Raw genomic sequence first — 17,908 nt, 5'->3', positions numbered from 1 at the left:
GGGGGTCAGAAGAGCGGGCCGAGACGTCCGGCCAGGCCCAGGACGACCGGCAGCACGCCCAGGCAGAAGAAGGCCGGCAGGAAACACAGGCCGACCGGCAGCGCCAGGGCCACGCCGGCTCGTTCCGCACGCTCCTCGGCCTCGGTGGCCAGCTCCTCGCGGAACCGTCCGGCGAGGTCGGCGGCCGCCGCGGCGAAGGCCGCGCCCGAACGGGACGTCCGGATCGCCGCGGCCGCCAACTCGCCGAGGCCCGGGATGGCCTGCACCGGCGCCCACGCCTCCTCCGGACCGGAGCCGAGGGCGATCAGGCCGGCGGTCGAGCGCAGTGCCGCGCCTGCCCCGGCCGGTGCCGTGGCGGCCACCGCGTCGAGGGCCGAGGGGACCGGTAGTCCGGCTCGGAGGCAGGCCGCCAGCAGGTCGAGCGTTCCGGCCAGGCGGAGTTTGGCCGCCAGGTCGATGGTGGGTGCCCGCGGTCGCCGGGTGCGGCGGATCGTCCACCATCCGGCGGCGGTCACCAGTGCTCCTACGACCACTCCGGGCAGTCCGCCGATGAGCACTGCCGTCGATACGCCGCCCAGGGTGGTCGCGATGTGCGGGACTGCTCGGGACCACTTGCGCGGCTCGGGCTTTTGGCTGCCGGCCAGCCAGGTGAAGCGCCGCTCTGCGGCAGAGTCGCTCGGCCAGATGAGGAGAGCCGCGGCAAAGAGAAGGAGAGGGATTGCGTTCATCGGCGCCGCCTCTGTCCGATGGGGAGGTCGGCGAAGTGGGCGGGTCTCGTTGACTTCATCGGATTTGCACCCGGCCCGTCAGGGCTCGGCACCAGGCTGTTCCTGCCCAGAGCAGAATGCTGCCGACGACCAGCAGCAGCTGGCCCGGTGCGCTCTCGGTCAGGACCGGCACCGGCGATGCGCCCATGGCTTGGCCGAGCAGGATGCACAACGCCGGGAGGCCCGTCAGTACCGCTGCGCTCGCTCGGGGGCCTGCCAGCTTCGCTCGCGTTCGGCGGGCGAATGTCAGGCTTGCTTCCGCGTCGCGGCGGCTTGCGTCCAGGACGTCTGCCATTGGTAGGCCGTGGCGCTTGCCCAACGTCCAGGCCGCGGCCAGCTCTGGGAGGGCCGAAGCCCGCAGCTCGCCGTCGAGGCGGGCCGATGTCGCCAGGGCGCGGAGGTCGCCCGATACCGCCGGGACCACCTCGGCCGCCGCTTCCGCTGCCGTTACCGGGTGGGCGCCGGAGCGTAGTTCGGACACCATCGTGCGCAACGCCGTTGCCGTGTGGGCCGCCGTCTCCAGGTCCGCCGTCACTCGGCGGTGGGCTTGGTGCTCCTGGCGCCACGCCAGCGTCAGCACTGCAGCAGCGATCGCGCCTCCGGCTCCTGCGAGCAGACCCGCGACGGCCGCCGGGAGCAGCCATCGGAGTACGGCCCACACGTCTGGCAGGTGGACTGTCGTGGGTTGCTCGACCACTGCTTGGAGCCGGGTCGGCGCCGCGGGCCAGCACGCCAGGGCCGCGCCGACGCAGAGCGGGAACCACGGCGTGATCATCGTCGTCTCCTTCCGCGGCGCGGGAAGATGTTCACCAGCAAGGAGATGCGCACGAGCAGCAGGGTCAGCACGCGATCGCTCCCGTCGTGACGAACAGGTGACGGTCGACCGTCCAGCGGCCCGCGCGCCACACCGGCACGACTCGCGCCCGGCCGTGGTCCGCGCGGAGCACGCCGACCTCCGCGAGACGCCTTCGGCCGCCGGGCTCGCGTCGCATGTGGAGGACCACGCGGATCGCCGCGACGAGCTGGCTGTGCACCGCTTCGCGACCCAGGCCGCCGAGTGCCGCCAGGGCCTCGATGCGGGCCGGTACCTCGGCCGGTGAGTTCGCGTGGACCGTGCACGCGCCGCCGTCGTGGCCCGTGTTCAACGCCGTGAGCAGGGCGCCGACCTCGGCGCCGCGGACCTCGCCGACCACCAGGCGGTCGGGACGCATGCGCAGTGCTTGGCGGACGAGCTCCGGCAGGCCCACCGCGCCCGCACCCTCCACATTGGCCGGGCGGGCGACGAGGCTGACGAACTGCGGGTGTGCGGGCTGGAGCTCGCCGGCGTCTTCGACGCAGACGATCCGTTCGGCCGGGTCGACCGCGCCGAGCAGCGCGGCCAGGAGCGTCGTCTTGCCCGCGCCGGTCCCGCCGGTCACGAGGAACGCCATCCGCCGCGAAACAACCGACTTCAACAGCTTCGCGCCGTTCACGTCGAACGCGCCGAGCTCTTGCAGCGTCGCGAGGTCGTGCGTTGCCGGGCGCAGGACGCGGAGGGACAGGCACGTGCCGCCGGCCGCGACCGGCGGGAGGACGGCGTGCACGCGGATGCGGCCGTGCGGGCCGGCGCCGGGCAGCCAGCCGTCCACATAGGGCTGTGCGTCGTCGAGCCGGCGGCCGGCCGCGAGCGCGAGGCGCTGGGCCAGGCGACGGACGGCTTCTTCGTCTTTGAACCGGATGCCGGTGCGGGTGAGGCCCTCCGGACCGTCCGTCCAGACCTCGTCCGGGCCGGTCACCAGCACGTCGGTCGTCGCCGGGTGCTCGAGGAGCGGGACCAGCGGGCCGGCGCCGACGAACTCGTCGCGGGCCTGGCGGGCCGCGTCGAGCACCGCCTCGTGGCCGAGGGCACCCCCGGCTTCGGCTCGGACCGCCGTCGCGACGGCGACCGGATCGGCTTGGCGGCGGTCGCCGGCGAGGCGGTTGCGGACGCGGTCCACGAAGTCGGTGGTCACGGGTTCGCCGCCTTGGACCGGGCGCTGTCGGCTGTCACGCGGGTGCCGGCCAGCACGGCCAGGAAGTTCGCCGCGCTCACCGGGCCGCGGCCGGCGAGGGCCAGGACCGTGGGCAGCAGGAGCTCGGCCACCCTGATCGGCGGTCCCGGCGGGCGGAGCAGGGCGCTCATCGGGCCGCCGCCCGGGCCTCGCGACGCGCTACCGCCAAGACGTCCGCTGCCGCCGCGGCCAAGGGACCGGCCCGCTTGGCCGGGAACTCGCCGCGTTCGATCGCCACTGGTAAGCCTCGCTCCGGGGCCATCGACGCCAGCAGGGGCGGACCGAGGAGACCGGCCGTCCGGACGGGCGAGACGCCGGCCCTGGACCGTCCACACGCGACCACGCCCAGCCGGGCCGTCAGGGCCGAAAGGTTCCGCAGCACCTGCTTCGCCGCCATGCAGGCGCGAAACTCCACGGGTACCACCAGCACCACCAGGTCGGCCACCGCGACCGCTTCGGCCGCCGCGTCGCCCAAGGTTCGCGGGAGGTCGCAGACCACCGTGCGGCCCGAACGCCGACCGGCCGCGAGGACCGCCGACAGGGACTCGACCGCCGGGCCCTCGCCCTCCCGGCCGCACGCCAACACCGGCAGGCTGCCACCACGATGTCGTCGTTGCGGGAGGGCCGCCGCCAGTGCCGGCACCGAGAGGCGGCCGCTCAGCCGCACCTCCGACCAGCGCGGTCCTGGCGTCTTTTCCAGGCCCAGCAACAGGTCCAGGCCGCCACCGAGGGGGTCGCAGTCCACCAGCAGGGCGCCGCCCGGATCCCGGTCGGCCGCCAGCGCCAGCGTCGCGGCGAAGACGGACGCGCCCGCGCCGCCCCGGCCGCCGACCACGCCGAGCACCAGGCCGGCTTCCTCCGCCGGAGTATCGACGACGTCGGCGAAGGCGCCCGCGAGCTCGGTCTCCTCGTCGGGCAACGAGATCACGCGCTCGACGCCGACGCGGAACGCGTGCTCCCACGTCCGCGGCCCCGGGCTGCCCTTGCAGACCAGGAGGATCCCGCTCCGCCGGGGCAGGACCGCCGGCTGCCGCGCGGCTTCTTCGTCGAGGACCACCAGCGGGGCCCGGGCCCAGTGCCCGCGGGCCGCCGTCAGGTCCGGTGCCCGGTCGAGCTCGCAGCCCGCGACCGCGGCCACCCGCAGGATCTCGTCGAGCACGGTTTCGTCCGCGGCGACCACGATCGGTCGTTCCCCCGTCATGCGTTCCTCCCCCGTCGTCGGTGCGGGCCTGGGTGGCCCGGGTTCCACCGTCGCGGTGGGCGGCTCGGGGGCGCAATGGGGCGGGCGGGCAGCTGTGGACAACCGGGGTGTTGTGGACAACTGCCGTCCGGTGACCGGCTCGCGGGCCGGTTCCGTCGGTGGGCTGTGGCATGATCGCGCCCGCCCGCGACGCACGTGCGGCGGGAAACGCCGCCGATAACCGTATTCGATGGTTTCGACCGTGCCGAAGAAATGACAATGCGGCCCGGGAAAACGGAATCGAGAAAGGTAAGCGGAAGACAAGAAGGCCCTGCCGAGAGCGCGAACCGAAAGGCCTGCGGATGGTTAAGAGGGCGGCCCCCGCCAGGGGGGAGGGACGGGGGCCGCCGCGGGTTCAGCCCCGGGGGGTCGGACTGAACCAGCCCGGTTGGACACCGGGCTCCCTCACTGTAACTCCGCCGATGGCCGGATCGCGCGCCGGGCGAGGCATACAGTTCGATAACGGCACAGCGCCCCGGAAGTGCCTTCCTGTCATGGATTTTCCGCCCGCCGCGGCACGCGGGTGGCGGACCAACGGGACGCGCCGCGATCAAGCTCTTATCCTGGGCACGTGGCCGAACCGAGCAGCGCGCTCCCGCGCATCCGGAAGCCGGGCCCGGAGTACGCGGTGGCCGCGTTCTTCGACCTGGACAAGACGATCATCGCCTCGTCGAGCGCGCTGGCGTTCAGCAAACCATTACTGAAAGAGGGATTGATCAACCGTCGCGCCGCGTTGCGCAGCGCCTACGCGCAGCTGGTGTTCTCACTCGCCGGCGCCGACGAGAACAAGACCGAGCGGCTGCGGGCCGAGGTTTCCGCGTTGTGCGCCGGCTGGGACGTCGCGCAGGTTTCGGCGATCGTCCGCGAAACCCTGCACGACGTCGTCGACCCGCTCGTGTACGTGGAGGCGGCGGAGCTGATCGCGCGGCACCGCGAGGACGGGCACGACGTCATCGTGCTGTCGGCGACCGGCGAGGAGGTCGTCGCGCCGGTGGCGGAAATGCTCGGCGCGACCCGGAGCGTCGCCACGCGGATGCAGATCGTCGACGGCCGCTACTCCGGCGAAGTCGACTTCTACTGCTACGGCGCCAACAAGGCCGTCGCGGCGAAGCAGCTCGCCGCGACCCACGGTTACGACCTCGCCGAGTGCTTCGCCTACACCGATTCGAGCACCGACATCCCGCTGCTCGAGGTCGTCGGGCACCCGCACGCGGTCAACCCGGACAAGCTCCTGCGGCGCGAGGCCCTCGACCGCGGCTGGCCGATCCTGGCCTTCGACCGGCCCATGTCGCTGCGCAGCCGGATCCCGACCCGATCGGCGGGAATCGTGGCGCTCGGCGTCGGCGCGATGGCCGCCGGGGCGACCTGGTACGGCCTCAATCGTCGCCGTCGGTCCCGATAGCGGCGGTCGGGCCACCCACACGGCCGTACGGCGTCCACTTTGCTTGGCCCAGCCCCGAATTGTCCGTCGCGCAGGGTGCCCGTGTCACCCGATCCAGCCTCTGTACCGGTGCACCCGTCCGCGCACTTGAAGTGACCGGGCTCACGGCGTAGAAAGTAGGTGCGGACGTTTGGTCGGCCAGGGAACAGGTAGAAGAGAAGCCTGCTCCACCCCGGCAAATCTCCGTGCGCGGACTCCGGGTACCCACGCGCAGCGCGCCGCGGGAGGCTCGTCGTCTAGGGACTGCGTAGTGGGACGCCACACGCCGAGTCCATGTAGGTACGACCAGAGTTGCACGCTTGGTCGCCCGAGATGTTCGCGCTTGCAGGCGGCGCCCGTTGGCCCTAGGCCACGGGCGCCGCCTCGTTTATGCGGCAGGGTGGGCCCACCGACCGCCCCCGCCCACCACCCGTTCGGTCCTCTTGCACCTTGCGAACGGCGAATTTCTTACCGATCCGGGTACGAACGGTCCATTGGTGCTGTCGGTCGATGGACATCGACGGATTCGGTGAGTAGCTTCCCGATACTGACGCTTCCGAGTGGACTTCTGACGTCCGCCGAGCGTCCGCAACTTTCTGGGAGGCTGGTCGTGACGACCCGAAATCGGAGGTTCCATGCGCTCGCGCTGCCCGTCGCGGGGGTGCTCGCACTCACCGGTGTGGGTGTCGCGACCGCCGCGAGCGCACCGCCGAGCGCGTCGAGGGTGAGTGCGGAGGCGCAGGCGGAGGCCGCGGCGACGCAGGCGCTGCGCGGGCTGACGCTCGAGCAGAAGGTCGGGCAGCTGTTCGTCACCTGGGTGAACGGCAAGTCGGCCGACGAGGTGAACCCGAAGAACCAGACGGACTTCGGGGTCGACACCGCGGCGCAGGTGATCCGGAAGTACCACCTGGGCGGCGTCATCTACTTCAACAACGACTCGCGCGACAACTTCGACGACCCCGTCCAGGTCTCGAAGCTGTCGAACGGCCTCCAGAAGGCCGCCATCGGCAGCGGGGCGCACATCCCGCTGCAGATCGGCGCCGACCAGGAGGGTGGCACGGTGACCCGGATGGGCGCGCCGGCCACCGAGTTCCCCAACGCGATGGCCATCTCGGCCGGCCGGGACACCGGGCGCGCGACGAAGGCCGCCACGATCCTCGGCCAGGAGCTGCGGGCCGTCGGGATCAACCAGGACTTCGCGCCCGACTCGGACGTCAACTCCAACCCCGTCAACCCGGTCATCGGCGTCCGGGCCTTCGCCGGGCAGCCCGGCCTGGCCAGCGACTTCGTCACCGCCGAGATCAAGGGCTTCCAGAAGTCCGTCGCGGCGACCTCGAAGCACTTCCCCGGCCACGGCGCCGCACCGACCGACAGCCACACCGGGCTGCCGCGGATCGACAGCACCGAGGACCAGTGGCGGGCCACCGACGTGCCGCCGTTCAAGGCCGCCATCAAGGCCGGTATCGACTCGATCATGACCGCGCACATCCAGTTCCCGAGCCTCGACCCGTCGCTGGAGCCCGCGACGCTGTCGAAGCCGATCGTCACCGGCAAGCTGCGCAACGAGCTGCACTACAACGGCGTCGTCATCACCGACTCCCTCGAAATGCAGGGCGTGCGCGAGATGCACAGCGACGCCGAGATCCCGGTCCTCGCGCTCAAGGCCGGCGTCGACCAGCTGCTCATGCCGGTGCACCTCGACGTCGCCGTCAACGCCGTGCTCGCCGCCGTGAAGTCCGGTGAGATCCCGATGCAGCGGATCGACCAGAGCGTGCTGCGCGTGCTGAAGCTGAAGTTCGAGCGCGGCATCCTCTTCTCGCCGTTCGCCGACCCGAACCGGGTGATGAAGACCGTCGGTACGCCGGCGAACCTCAAGACGGCGCAGGACATCGCCGACCGCGGCATCACGGCCGTCGCGAACGACGCCGGCCTCCTGCCGCTGAAGCAGAAGCCCGCCACGGCGCTCGTGACCGGCTGGGGCGTCTCCACCACGACGACGCTCGCGCAGAAGCTGACCGCCCACGGCACGGCCGCGACGGCCTACCAGACCGGCCAGGCCCCGACGGACGCCCAGATCGCGCAGGCGGTCGCGAACGCCAAGAACGTCGACCTCGTCGTCGTGCTGACCAACAACATCGGCGGCTTCCCCCTGCAGACCAAGCTCCTCGACGCCGTGGGCGCCACCGGCAAGCCGGTCGTCGCGGTCGCCGCGCAGATCCCCTACGACGCGGGTTACCAGAGCGCTGTGCAGACCTGGCTGGCGACCTACGGCTACATCGGGCCGACCCTGGAGGCGCTGGCCAAGGTGATCCTCGGGGAGACGAAGCCGGTCGGGAAGCTGCCGGTCGACATCCCGGCGGGGGCCGACGTCCACACCGTGAAGTACCCCTTCGGCCACGGGCTGACCTGGTGAACCTGAACCGGCGCCACTTCCTCGGCGCGGGTGCGCTCGCGGTCCCGGCCCTGGCGGGCGGCTCAGCCGTCGCCGGTGCCCAGCCCGGGCCGCAGGACCAAGCCCAGGCCCACCCCGGTCGCGTCCTCACCGGCGCCGAGCAGCTGGCCGCGCAGGGCTGGCGGTCCTTCAAGGGCCGCAAGCTCGGCGTCCTGTCGAACCCGACCGGGGTCCTGCTGAACGGCGACCACATCGTCGACTCGATGGTCGCGGCCGGCGTGCGGCCGGTCGCGGCCTTCGGGCCCGAGCACGGCTTCCGCGGCAGCGCGCAGGCCGGCGGCTCCGAAGGCGACTACACCGACCCGCGCACCGGCGTACCGGTGTACGACGCGTACGGCGCCGACGCGGCGAAGCTCGCTTCGCTGTTCACCAAGGCGGGCGTCGACACAGTCGTCTTCGACATCGCCGACGTCGGCTCGCGGTTCTACACCTACATCTGGTCGCTCTACACGGCGATGGTGGCCGCGGCGCAGGTCAAGGCCGCCTTCGTCGTGCTCGACCGGCCCAACCCGATCGGCGGCCGGGCGGCCGGCCCGTTGCTCGACCCGAAGTTCTCCTCGGGAATCGGGAAGAAGCCGATCGTCCAGCAGCACGGCATGACCGCCGGCGAGCTGGCGCGCTTCTACGCCGAAGAGTTCCTCCCCGGCGAAGGCGTGCAGCTCGCGAAGCTCGACGTCGTCCAGGTACGCGGCTGGCAGCGCGACATGCTCTTCGCGCAGACCGGGCTGAACTGGGTGCTGCCGAGCCCGAACATGCCGACGCCGGACACGGCGCTCGTCTACCCGGGCACCGGCATGTTCGAAGGCACGGTGTTCTCCGAGGGCCGCGGCACGACCAGGCCGTTCGAGATCATCGGCGCGCCCGGCCTCGACTGGCGCTGGCGCGAGAAGCTCGAGGACCTCGCGCTGCCCGGTGCCCGGTTCCGCGAGGCCTACTTCGTGCCGACGTTCAGCAAGTTCGTCAACCTGACCTGCGGGGGTGTCCAGGTCAGCGTCGACGACCCGCGGTCCTTCGACGCGATCCGGACCGCGGTCGCCATGCTCGTCACGGCGAAGGTGCTGCACCCGGACGTCTTCGCCTGGCGCCCCGACAACTACATCGACAAGCTCTCCGGTTCCGACCGGCTCCGGACCATGATCGACGCCGGCGCGGGCGTCGACGAGGTCACCGGGGCCTGGCGGGCCGAGCTGGCCGAGTTCGACCGGAAACGTCGTCGCTACCTGCTCTACCGCTGAGGGAGAACTCGTGCGTGCTAGGAAGGTCCTCGCCGCGGCCACCGGAGTGCTGGTCGCGCTGACCACGTTGACCTCGGGAGCCAGCGCCATCACCGGACACCACGACGACGCCGCGGGCCGCTTCGACCGCCCACAGCAGGGGTTCGCCTCGCCGTGGACGACCCTGCGCGACGGCAAGCCGAAAGAGGTGAACCTCGACCCGGCGCCGATCAAGGCCGCCGAGGACTTCCTCGCGAGCTGGACGAAGCCGGACGCCACCGGGCACCCGCACTTCTCCGGCGCGGTCGGCCTGCTGGCCCACGACGGCGTGGTCGTCGACCGGTACGCCGTCGGTGGCGCCCTGCGGTACGCCGACGCCGCGGGCACCGAACTACCGCCCGCCCAGCAGGTCCCGATGCGCAACGACACCATCTTCGACATGGCGTCGATCTCGAAGCTGTTCACCTCGATCGCCGTACTGCAGCTCGTCGAACGCGGGCAGCTCACCATCGACACCCCGGTGAGCCGCTTCTTCCCGGAGTTCGCCACCGGCGACAAGGCCGCCATCACGATCAAGATGCTGCTCACGCACGTCTCCGGGTTCGACGCCGACCCGATCCCGTCGCTGTGGGCCGGCTACCCGGACATCCCGTCGCGCCGGCAGGCGGTGCTCGACAGCCCGCTGAAGAACAAGCCGGGCACGACCTACCTCTACTCCGACATCAACCTGCTCACCCTCGGCTTCATCGTCGAGAAGCTGACCGGGCAGTCGCTGGACAAGGTCGTCCACGACCGGATCACCGCGCCCCTGGGCATGGTCGACACGGGCTACAACCCGCCGGCGTCGAAGCTGAACCGGGTCGCCGCGGAGGAGTACGAGGCCACCCCGCCGCGCGGGATGGTGCGCGGCAGCGTGCACGACGAGAACGCGTGGTCGCTCGGCGGCGTCGCCGGGCACGCCGGGGTGTTCAGCACCGCGAACGACATGGCCACCCTCGCCCAGACGATGCTCAACGGCGGCACCTACCGCGGGCACCGGATCCTGGGCCAGGAGACCGTGCGGCAGATGATGCTGACGAACTACAACCAGCAGTTCCCGGACGACGCGCACGGCCTGGGCTTCGAGCTCGACCAGCCCTGGTACATGGGCGCGCTGGCCTCCCCAGTCACCGCCGGGCACACCGGCTTCACCGGGACGACGCTGGTCATCGACCCCGAGTCGCGCTCCTTCGCGATCCTGCTGACCAACCGCGTGCACCCGAGCCGGAACTGGGGCTCGATCAACACCGCGCGCCAGGTGTGGGCGACGTCGCTGGCGAGGGCCATGGCCGTGCGGCCCGAGGCCGGGAAGGACGCCTGGACGAGCACGCTGGGTAACGCGAGCGCCGCGACGCTGAGTACCCGCCCCTTTACTACACAAAGTGATCAAGCACGGGTGTCCTTCTACGCCTTCGTGGACACCGAGGGAAGTACAGATCCATTACAGCTGCAGGCGACCACCGACGGGGTGAACTGGCAACCGATCTCGCTGTCGGTTTCCGGGCCGGGTGCACCCTCCGGAGATGTGACGTCGCTCTCCGGACACGGACACCGTGCCTGGTGGAAGGCGAGCGGCACGCTGCCCCAGGGCGCGACGGTCAGCCTCCGCTGGCGTTACAGCACCGACCCGAACTACACGGGCCGCGGTGTTTCGGTCGACGGTGTGAAAGTCACCGAGAGCGGCCGATCACTCCTCGACGGTGAACGAAACCCGGCCGCTTTCGTCGCAGAGGGTTGGCAGTTGAGCTCACGGTGACCGTGCCGTCGCTCACCGCCGAACTTCTGGCCGAGTTAACCCTCCCCTTGCCGTTTGCGCCGCGACACTAAGTTGCCAAGTCGTTAGCTTGACCTCGTTAACAAGAGCGACCTGGTTGGCGACTTTCTGGTCAGTGATTAATCGCAAATCCAGATCCGCAGACACGGACGGGTTGCGATGAGACTGAAGGGTGTGGGTAGCCTTGTCGCAGATGCCAACGGTTAGTAACTTTCCGACGGTGAGTGATACCGAATCCGTGGTCGGCACGGCACCGTCCGAGCCCGTATCGGTCCAGACGGCCGTACGGGACGCGGACGCCAGCCCGCTGGTCCGGATCCGGTCCCTGCTCCCCGGCCTGGCCCGCGCCGAGCAGCGCGTGGCGAAGGTGGTGCTGGAGGATCCCGCGCACGTCGCGAGACGCAGCATCACCGAGGTGGCCTTGGCCGCCAACACGAGTGAGACCACGGTGACGCGGTTCTGCAAGGCCGTCGGGGTCGGCGGGTACCCGCAGCTGCGCATCGCGCTGGCCGCGGACACCGCACGCACCGAGGCGCGCACCACGCGCAACCTCGGCGGCGAGATCGGCCCGGACGACGACCTGGCGGCCGTCATCGGGAAGGTCAGCTTCGCCGACGCGCGTGCCGTCGAAGAGACGGCGGAGCAGCTCGACGTCGCCACGCTGGAGCGCGTGATCGAGGTCGTCGCGAGCGCCGGCCGCGCGGACGTCTACGGCGTGGGCGCCAGCGCCTTCGTCGCGGCGGACCTGCAGCAGAAGCTGCACCGCATCGGCCGCGTGTGCTTCGCGTGGTCGGACACGCACATCATGCTCACCTCGGCCGCGGTGCTGAGCCCGGGAGACGTCGCGATCGGCGTCTCGCACACCGGTGCGACCACCGACACCGTCGAGGCGCTGCGGGTGGCCCGCGAGCACGGCGCGATCACCATCGCCGTGACGAACTTCCCGCGGTCCCCGATCACCGAGGTCGCCGACTACGTTTTGACCACGGCAGCGCGGGAAACCACGTTCCGTTCGGGGGCCACGGCGAGCCGGATCGCCCAGCTCACCGTCATCGACTGCCTGTTCATCGGCGTCGCGCAGCGACACATGGACGCGTCGGTCAACGCCCTGGACGCGACCCGGGACGCGGTCGGCTCGCACCGCTTGGGAGTGAGGCCGGACGGTCGTCGCCGTCCGCGGGAAACCGGCAAGTAATGACCGGAGAAAATGTGAGGCGCATGATGACCGTCCCCACGCAGGCGGTGCACGTCGATTCGCCGACCGAGACTCGCAATCCCCGCACGACGGACATCGACCTGATGTCCACCGCGGGGATTCTGGGCGCGATCAACGCCGAGGACCGCACAGTCGCCGGCGCCGTCGCCGCCGTGCTGCCCCAGGTGGCGCGCGCGGTGGACTACGCGGTGGACGCCCTGCGGGCCGGCGGCCGGGTGCACTACGTCGGCGCGGGGACCTCGGGGCGTCTGGCCACGCTGGACGCGGCCGAGCTCGTGCCGACGTTCAACGTGCCGGCGGACTGGTTCATCGCGCACCACGCGGGCGGCGAGCGCGCGCTGCGCCAGGCCGTCGAAAACGCGGAGGACGACGACGGGGCCGGCGCGGCCGAGATGGCCGCCATGGTCCAGCCGGGCGACTTCGTGCTGGGGCTGACGGCGTCGGGCAGGACGCCGTACGTCTTGGGCGCACTGCTGGCCGCGTCACGCCAGGGTGCCCGCACGGGGCTCGTGTCGGGCAACGCGAACGCCGCCAAGCCGCCGGGTGTCGACGTGCTCATCGCCGTCGACACCGGACCGGAGGCGATCGCCGGCTCGACCCGGATGAAGGCGGGCACGGCGCAGAAGATGATCCTCACGTCGTTCTCCACGGCGACGATGATCAAGCTGGGCCGGACCTACTCCAACCTGATGGTCAGCATGCGGGCCACCAACGCGAAGCTGCGCGGCCGGACCATCCGGATCCTGCAGGAAGCCACCGGCATGACGATGGCGGACTGCTCGGACGCGCTCACCGAGGCCGGGGGCGACCTCAAGGTGGCGCTGGTGCACCTGCTTTCCGGGGAAGACGTCAAGAGTGCGGCCAAGGCGCTGCACGCGTCGGGCGGGCACGTCCGGAAGGCGTTGGATCTGGTGCGGGTGCGCGCCAGCTAGAACTAATTGCCGTTCATCTGTTCACCTGTCTAACCTCTCAGATGAGGAAGGGCGGGCGGCGATGGCGGGCACGGGAACGACCGAGGACTCGCGGCGCGGGCTTTCGCGCCGCGAGTGGGTGTCGATCGGCGGGATGGCGGGCTTCATCCTGCTCCTCAACGTCGTGGGCTGGGTGGTGCTGGCGGCCTTCGTCGCACCGCACCACTACGCGCTGGGCACGACGGGCGTGTTCGGGATCGGGCTGGGCGTCACGGCGTTCACGCTCGGCATGCGGCACGCGTTCGACGCCGACCACATCGCCGCGATCGACAACACCACCCGCAAGCTGATGGCCGACGGCCAGCGTCCGCTGTCGGTCGGCTTCTGGTTCTCCCTCGGGCACTCGACGATCGTCTTCGCGTTGTGCCTGCTGCTCTCCCTCGGCGTTCGTGCGCTGGCCGGGCAGGTCGAGGACGACTCCTCGACGCTGCACAACGCGACCGGCGTGATCGGGACGTCGGTGTCCGGCGTGTTCCTGTACGTGATCGCGATCCTGAACCTCGTCGTGCTGATCGGCATCCTGCGGGTGTTCAAGCGGATGCGCCACGGCGAGTTCGACGAGACCGCGCTGGAGCACCAGCTGAACAACCGCGGCGTGATGAACCGTCTGCTGCGCGGCGCGACGAAGTCCGTGCGCAAGCCGTGGCACATCTACCCCGTCGGCGTGCTGTTCGGGCTGGGCTTCGACACCGCGACCGAGATCGGCCTGCTGGTGCTCGCCGCCGGCGCCGCCACGTTCGCCCTGCCCTGGTACGCGATCCTCGTGCTGCCGATCCTGTTCGCCGCCGGGATGACCCTGTTCGACACCGTGGACGGCTGTTTCATGAACTTCGCCTACGGCTGGGCGTTCGCGAAGCCGGTGCGCAAGATCTTCTACAACATCACCGTGACGACGTTGTCGGTCGCGGTCGCGTTCGTCATCGGCACGATCGAGCTGGTGTCGATCCTCGCCGAGAAGCTGGACATCACCTCGGGTCCGCTGGCCGCGATCGCTTCGGTGAACCTGGACTACGTCGGTTTCGGGATCGTCGGGCTGTTCGTGCTGACGTGGGTCGTCGCGCTCGCGGTGTGGCGGTTCGGGCGGATCGAAGAGAAGTGGTCGGCGAAACTGTCCGGTTAAGACCTGGTCTCAAAACTCGGCGTGTCGCCAGGTGAACCAACGGCCCGCCCGTGGCTCCGCACCGCCCGCCTGTGGACCCGGCCCGACGGACCGGAGGTCTGTCAGAGAGACTGGGGGCCATTACCCGCCCTCTCGACCTGGAGCTTTTGATGCCGCAAGGGACCGTCCGTTGGTTCGACGCCGAACGGGGTTTCGGCTTCCTCGCGCCCGAGGACGGCTCGCCGGACGTGTTCGTGCACGCCTCCGAGATCGTCGGGGACGGCGGCGCGAAACTGCTCCGCGAGGGTCAGGCCGTCGTGTTCGAGGTCGGCGAGAACGACCGCGGGCCCCAGGCGCTGCGCGTTCGCGTCACCGCCGATGCGGCCACCGGCAGCGCCGTGGGCCTGCTCGGCACCATCAACTGGTACGAGCCGGGCAAGGGGTACGGCTTCGCGTCGCCGGACGGCGGCGGCGCCGACATCTTCGTGCACAGCTCCGCCATCGTGACCGGCGGCGTGGTCACCGAGGGGCAGCGGGTGGCCTTCCTGATCGTCGAAGGCGAGCGCGGCCCTCAGGCCGGGCACGTGATCCCGCTGGGAGCAGGGGCCGGCTCACCCGCTGCGGCTGGTATCGCGGACGGTGCCGACGGCACGGTGGCCTGGTACGACGAGGACAAGGGCTTCGGCTTCATCAACCCCGACTCCGGCGCCGGGGACGTCTTCGTCCACGCCCGGGCCCTGGCCGAGGGGCTGACGTGGCTCGCGGAGGGCGACCGCGTCGCCTACGAGGTGGCTAGTGGAGACAAGGGCCCGCAGGCCCGCGACGTGCACCTGGTCCGGGGCGCCGAGCCCCAGACGGCGCCGCAGCGGTCGGCACCTGCCGCGGCCGCAGGGCCGGCGGCGCGGGACGTGCCCGTACGAGGCGGCGAGGGCGTCGTCGCGCGCTACGACGACGACCGCGGCTTCGGCTTCATCACCCCGGACGCAGGCGGCGACGATCTCTTCGCCCACGCGTCCGTGATCATGGGGTCGGAACCGCTGCAGAAGGGTGACCGGGTCCGGTACATGGTGCGTCAGAGCGACCGGGGCCCGCAGGCCGACCGCATCGAACGCCTCTGACGAGGCGGCCCCACCGATGGCTGATCGCTTCCCGACGAGAGTGCTCGTTCATCCCCGTCGATGGTGCCGTCAGCAACGCGGCTGCAGCCTCCTCCAGGAGATCGATCTCCCTCGTGGTGACGGGGCGTGGACGGATGCGTTAGACCTGGTCGCAGAGCTCGATCTTTATGAGCCGGCGGACGTGATCACGGTGCAGGCCAGCGTGAGTAGCGCCAGCGTGGTGCGTTCGGTCCGGTCGTAGCGCAGCCCCAGGAGATGGTGCGTTCGACGACCCAGCGGACCCGGCCGAGGCGGGACTTGCCCTCAATCCCGCGCCGGGCGATACGGACCTTGATACCGCGGCGGGTCAGGTAGCGGCGGTAGTCGTAGCCCTTGTCGGCGTGCAGCTTGTCCGGTCGGCATCGTGGCCGGCCCGCCCGGCCGTGGTGGCCGCGCACGGTCGGGTTCGTGTCCAGCAGCGGCTCGAACAGCATGCGGTGTGCCCGGAACCGCATCCGAGCTCCTCGGGTAGGTCTCGCCGGCGGCAGCCGGTGTCGAGCACGAACAAGATCCCCTCTAGCGCGGCACGGTCATCGATCCGGGGCCGCCCACCCGGACCGCGCGGCGCCTTAAGTTTTGAGACCAGGTCTAAGAAGCCGCGTCGGAAATGCTCTTCGCTTCGCGCGCACCGGCTTCGAACGCTTCGCAGCAGAAGAGCAGCCACGCGCGTACGCCCTCGGGCGTCCCGCTCGCGAACCCTGCCGCGGTTTCCAAGTACTTGGGCACGCGACGGAAGTACGCGACTTCGGGAATGCTCAGGGCTTTCGGGTCCAGGCCCGTCGCGACCATCGTCAGCCGGGCCGCGGCCCGCGCCACGACGCCGTCCGCGCTGCCGAAGGGCTTGAGCGCCAGCAGTTCCCCGTGCACGACGGCCGTCAGGACGGGCCCCGGCACCGAGGACGCGCCGGTCACGAGCTGGGCGAGCAGCTCCAGGCGGCCGCCGCCGGAGTGCGGGCGCCCCAGCGCGTCCGGGTCGTCGACGAGGTCCGCCGCGGCCAGGACGTGCATGCGCGCCAGCGCCTGCATCGGCGCGCGGCGCCACGTCGGGAGCATTGTCTCCAGCGTTTCCGCGACACGCAGCGCACCGGCCAGGACCGGGTCGGCGACCGCGCCGTCAAGAGGTAGTTCCGGGTTCGCGCCTTCGATGCCCGCCGACGCGCGAGCCGCGCGGACCGACGCTTCGGACGCGGTCGCCGCGCCGCCGCGGAGGTTCGCGGGGAGGCGGTGCACCGCGAACACGGCGTCCTGCGCGGACTTCGCCGCCGCGGCGACGCCTTCGAGGTCGAGGAGGGGCTTCAGCGGATCAGGCATCGAGCACCTGGCCTTCGCGGGAGACCACGGGCGGCAGCACCGACCACGGGAAGTTGATCCAGCGGTCGGTGTGCCGCCAGACGTACTCGCACTTGACCGTGGAGTGCGGCTTTTCGTAGACGACGGCCGAGCGCACCTCGGCGACGTGCGCGACGCAGAAGTCGCGGACCAGCTTGAGCGTGGCGCCGGTGTCGGCGACGTCGTCGGCGATCAGCACCTTCTTGCTCGTCAGGTCGACGACGTTGGGCACCGGCGGCAGCATCACCGGCAGGTCGAGGCGCTGGTCGACGCCGGTGTAGAACTCGACGTTCATCACGTGCAGGTTCTTCACGTCGAGCGCGTAGCCGAGCGCGCCGGCGACGAACAGCCCGCCGCGCGCGATGGACAGGATGAGGTCCGGCACGAAGCCGTCGTCGGCGATGGTGTGAGCCAGTTCACGGCTCGCGGTGCCGAACAGCTCCCAGCTCAGCTCTTCCCGCTCTTCGGCCATCGATCTCGCCCTTCGTCGTGGTCAGCCGAGCATAGGCAACGCCGAAGTGGCCTGCGGAAATGCTCGAAAATTGGCTATCAGGGAAAGCCATTACCGGGCTTACGGTGATCCCGTGAGCGAGTGGAGCACCCAACCGACCCTGGCCGGCGAGCACGTCCGTCTGGAGCCGCTGACGCCCGAGCACGCCAAGGGCCTGTTCGAGGCCGGCGCCGACCCGGGCATCTGGGCCTGGCTGAGCCTGCGCCAGCCCGCGGACCTCCCCGCGGCCGAGCGGATGGTCGAGCAGATCCTCGCCGACCCCGACCGGCGGCCCTGGGCGCAGATTGACGTCGCCTCCGGCCGCGTCGCCGGGACGACGTCGTACTACCAGGTCGTCGAGAAGCACCGGATCCTCGGCATCGGGCACACCTGGATCGGCGCGGACTGGCAGCGCACCGGGCTCAACACCGAGTCGAAGCTGCTCCTGCTCACCCACGCGTTCGAAACCCTTGACGCGCAACGGGTCTGCTGGGAGACCGACATCCGCAACCTGCGCTCGCAACGCGCCATCGAACGGCTTGGCGCGCTTCGCGAAGGCGTGCTGCGGGCGCACCGGATCCGGCCGGACGGGTCGTCGCGCGACACCGTCACCTATTCGATGCTGGCGCCGGAGTGGCCCGCGGCGAAGGCGCGGCTGAACGAACGCTTAGTCACCAGGACTCGCCTGGCTCGGTGAAACCACAGGGCAA

The 17,908-nt window shown here is 70.9% G+C and carries 16 protein-coding genes and 1 pseudogene; 9 read left to right on the top strand and 8 right to left on the bottom strand.

From position 1 onward, the window contains the following. Positions 1-5: 5 nt before the first annotated feature. From AB0C38_RS05380 to ssd, 5 genes are all read right to left on the bottom strand, one after another. Positions 6-728 (bottom strand): type II secretion system F family protein, encoded by a 723-nt coding sequence (locus AB0C38_RS05380; RefSeq protein WP_360666765.1) that lies wholly within the window; start codon positions 726-728, stop codon positions 6-8. A 55-nt stretch (positions 729-783) separates the two neighbouring features. Then, on the bottom strand, positions 784-1,542 hold the full coding sequence (locus tag AB0C38_RS05375) for a type II secretion system protein (protein ID WP_360666762.1): 759 nt from the start codon (positions 1,540-1,542) through the stop codon (positions 784-786). Positions 1,543-1,606: 64 nt separating this feature from the next. Continuing rightward, entirely contained in the window at positions 1,607-2,758 is a 1,152-nt protein-coding gene (locus AB0C38_RS05370) for a TadA family conjugal transfer-associated ATPase (protein WP_360666759.1), read from the bottom strand. After that, a complete protein-coding gene (locus AB0C38_RS05365; RefSeq protein WP_360666756.1) occupies positions 2,755-2,928 on the bottom strand; it encodes a hypothetical protein in 174 nt (57 codons plus the stop codon). Before AB0C38_RS05365 ends, AB0C38_RS05370 begins: the two co-directional genes overlap by 4 nt. Then, complete coding sequence (gene ssd, locus AB0C38_RS05360) at positions 2,925-3,998, bottom strand: septum site-determining protein Ssd (protein WP_360666754.1); 1,074 nt, start codon at positions 3,996-3,998, stop codon at positions 2,925-2,927. Before ssd ends, AB0C38_RS05365 begins: the two co-directional genes overlap by 4 nt. A gap of 610 nt (positions 3,999-4,608) precedes the next feature. Between ssd and AB0C38_RS05355 the strand changes: the two genes are divergently transcribed. The 8 genes from AB0C38_RS05355 to AB0C38_RS05320 all read left to right on the top strand — a co-directional run bounded on the left by AB0C38_RS05355 (position 4,609) and on the right by AB0C38_RS05320 (position 15,340). Beyond that, positions 4,609-5,439, top strand: a complete 831-nt coding sequence (locus AB0C38_RS05355) for an HAD family hydrolase (RefSeq protein ID WP_360666751.1) — start codon at positions 4,609-4,611, stop codon at positions 5,437-5,439. A 679-nt stretch (positions 5,440-6,118) separates the two neighbouring features. After that, on the top strand, positions 6,119-7,870 hold the full coding sequence (locus AB0C38_RS05350) for a glycoside hydrolase family 3 protein (protein WP_360667522.1): 1,752 nt from the start codon (positions 6,119-6,121) through the stop codon (positions 7,868-7,870). Further along, positions 7,867-9,144, top strand: a complete 1,278-nt coding sequence (locus tag AB0C38_RS05345) for a DUF1343 domain-containing protein (protein WP_360666748.1) — start codon at positions 7,867-7,869, stop codon at positions 9,142-9,144. The genes AB0C38_RS05350 and AB0C38_RS05345 overlap by 4 nt, the downstream gene beginning before the upstream one ends. Positions 9,145-9,190: 46 nt before the next feature. Then, entirely contained in the window at positions 9,191-10,918 is a 1,728-nt protein-coding gene (locus AB0C38_RS05340) for a serine hydrolase domain-containing protein (RefSeq protein WP_360667519.1), read from the top strand. Positions 10,919-11,129: 211 nt separating this feature from the next. Continuing rightward, a complete protein-coding gene (locus tag AB0C38_RS05335) occupies positions 11,130-12,131 on the top strand; it encodes a MurR/RpiR family transcriptional regulator (protein WP_360666745.1) in 1,002 nt (333 codons plus the stop codon). A gap of 23 nt (positions 12,132-12,154) precedes the next feature. Continuing rightward, positions 12,155-13,084, top strand: coding sequence for an N-acetylmuramic acid 6-phosphate etherase (locus AB0C38_RS05330; protein WP_360666742.1), 930 nt, complete (start codon positions 12,155-12,157; stop codon positions 13,082-13,084). 61 nt (positions 13,085-13,145) lie between these two features. Further along, positions 13,146-14,243, top strand: coding sequence for a HoxN/HupN/NixA family nickel/cobalt transporter (locus AB0C38_RS05325; RefSeq protein WP_360666739.1), 1,098 nt, complete (start codon positions 13,146-13,148; stop codon positions 14,241-14,243). 149 nt (positions 14,244-14,392) lie between these two features. Further along, positions 14,393-15,340: a cold shock domain-containing protein gene (locus tag AB0C38_RS05320; RefSeq protein WP_360666736.1), complete on the top strand. Its 948-nt coding sequence runs from the start codon at positions 14,393-14,395 to the stop codon at positions 15,338-15,340. Between the two features lie 248 nt (positions 15,341-15,588). On the opposite strand, the pseudogene AB0C38_RS05315 reads toward AB0C38_RS05320, so the two are convergent. From AB0C38_RS05315 to AB0C38_RS05305, 3 genes and pseudogenes are all read right to left on the bottom strand, one after another. Next, positions 15,589-15,965, bottom strand: a pseudogene (locus AB0C38_RS05315) (transposase); the annotation flags it as partial. A gap of 2 nt (positions 15,966-15,967) precedes the next feature. Beyond that, complete coding sequence (locus AB0C38_RS05310; protein ID WP_360666733.1) at positions 15,968-16,690, bottom strand: oxidoreductase; 723 nt, start codon at positions 16,688-16,690, stop codon at positions 15,968-15,970. Continuing rightward, positions 16,683-17,180 (bottom strand): phosphoribosyltransferase, encoded by a 498-nt coding sequence (locus tag AB0C38_RS05305; RefSeq protein WP_360666730.1) that lies wholly within the window; start codon positions 17,178-17,180, stop codon positions 16,683-16,685. Before AB0C38_RS05305 ends, AB0C38_RS05310 begins: the two co-directional genes overlap by 8 nt. 112 nt (positions 17,181-17,292) lie before the next feature. Between AB0C38_RS05305 and AB0C38_RS05300 the strand changes: the two genes are divergently transcribed. Next, positions 17,293-17,895: a GNAT family protein gene (locus AB0C38_RS05300; RefSeq protein ID WP_360666727.1), complete on the top strand. Its 603-nt coding sequence runs from the start codon at positions 17,293-17,295 to the stop codon at positions 17,893-17,895. The last annotated feature ends 13 nt before the right edge of the window (positions 17,896-17,908 follow it).

Source organism: Amycolatopsis sp. NPDC048633 (assembly GCF_040650695.1).
Taxonomy (GTDB): Bacteria; Actinomycetota; Actinomycetes; order Mycobacteriales; family Pseudonocardiaceae; genus Amycolatopsis.
Note: the sequence above shows the minus strand (reverse complement) of the source record. Positions and strands in the feature narration are given on the sequence as shown.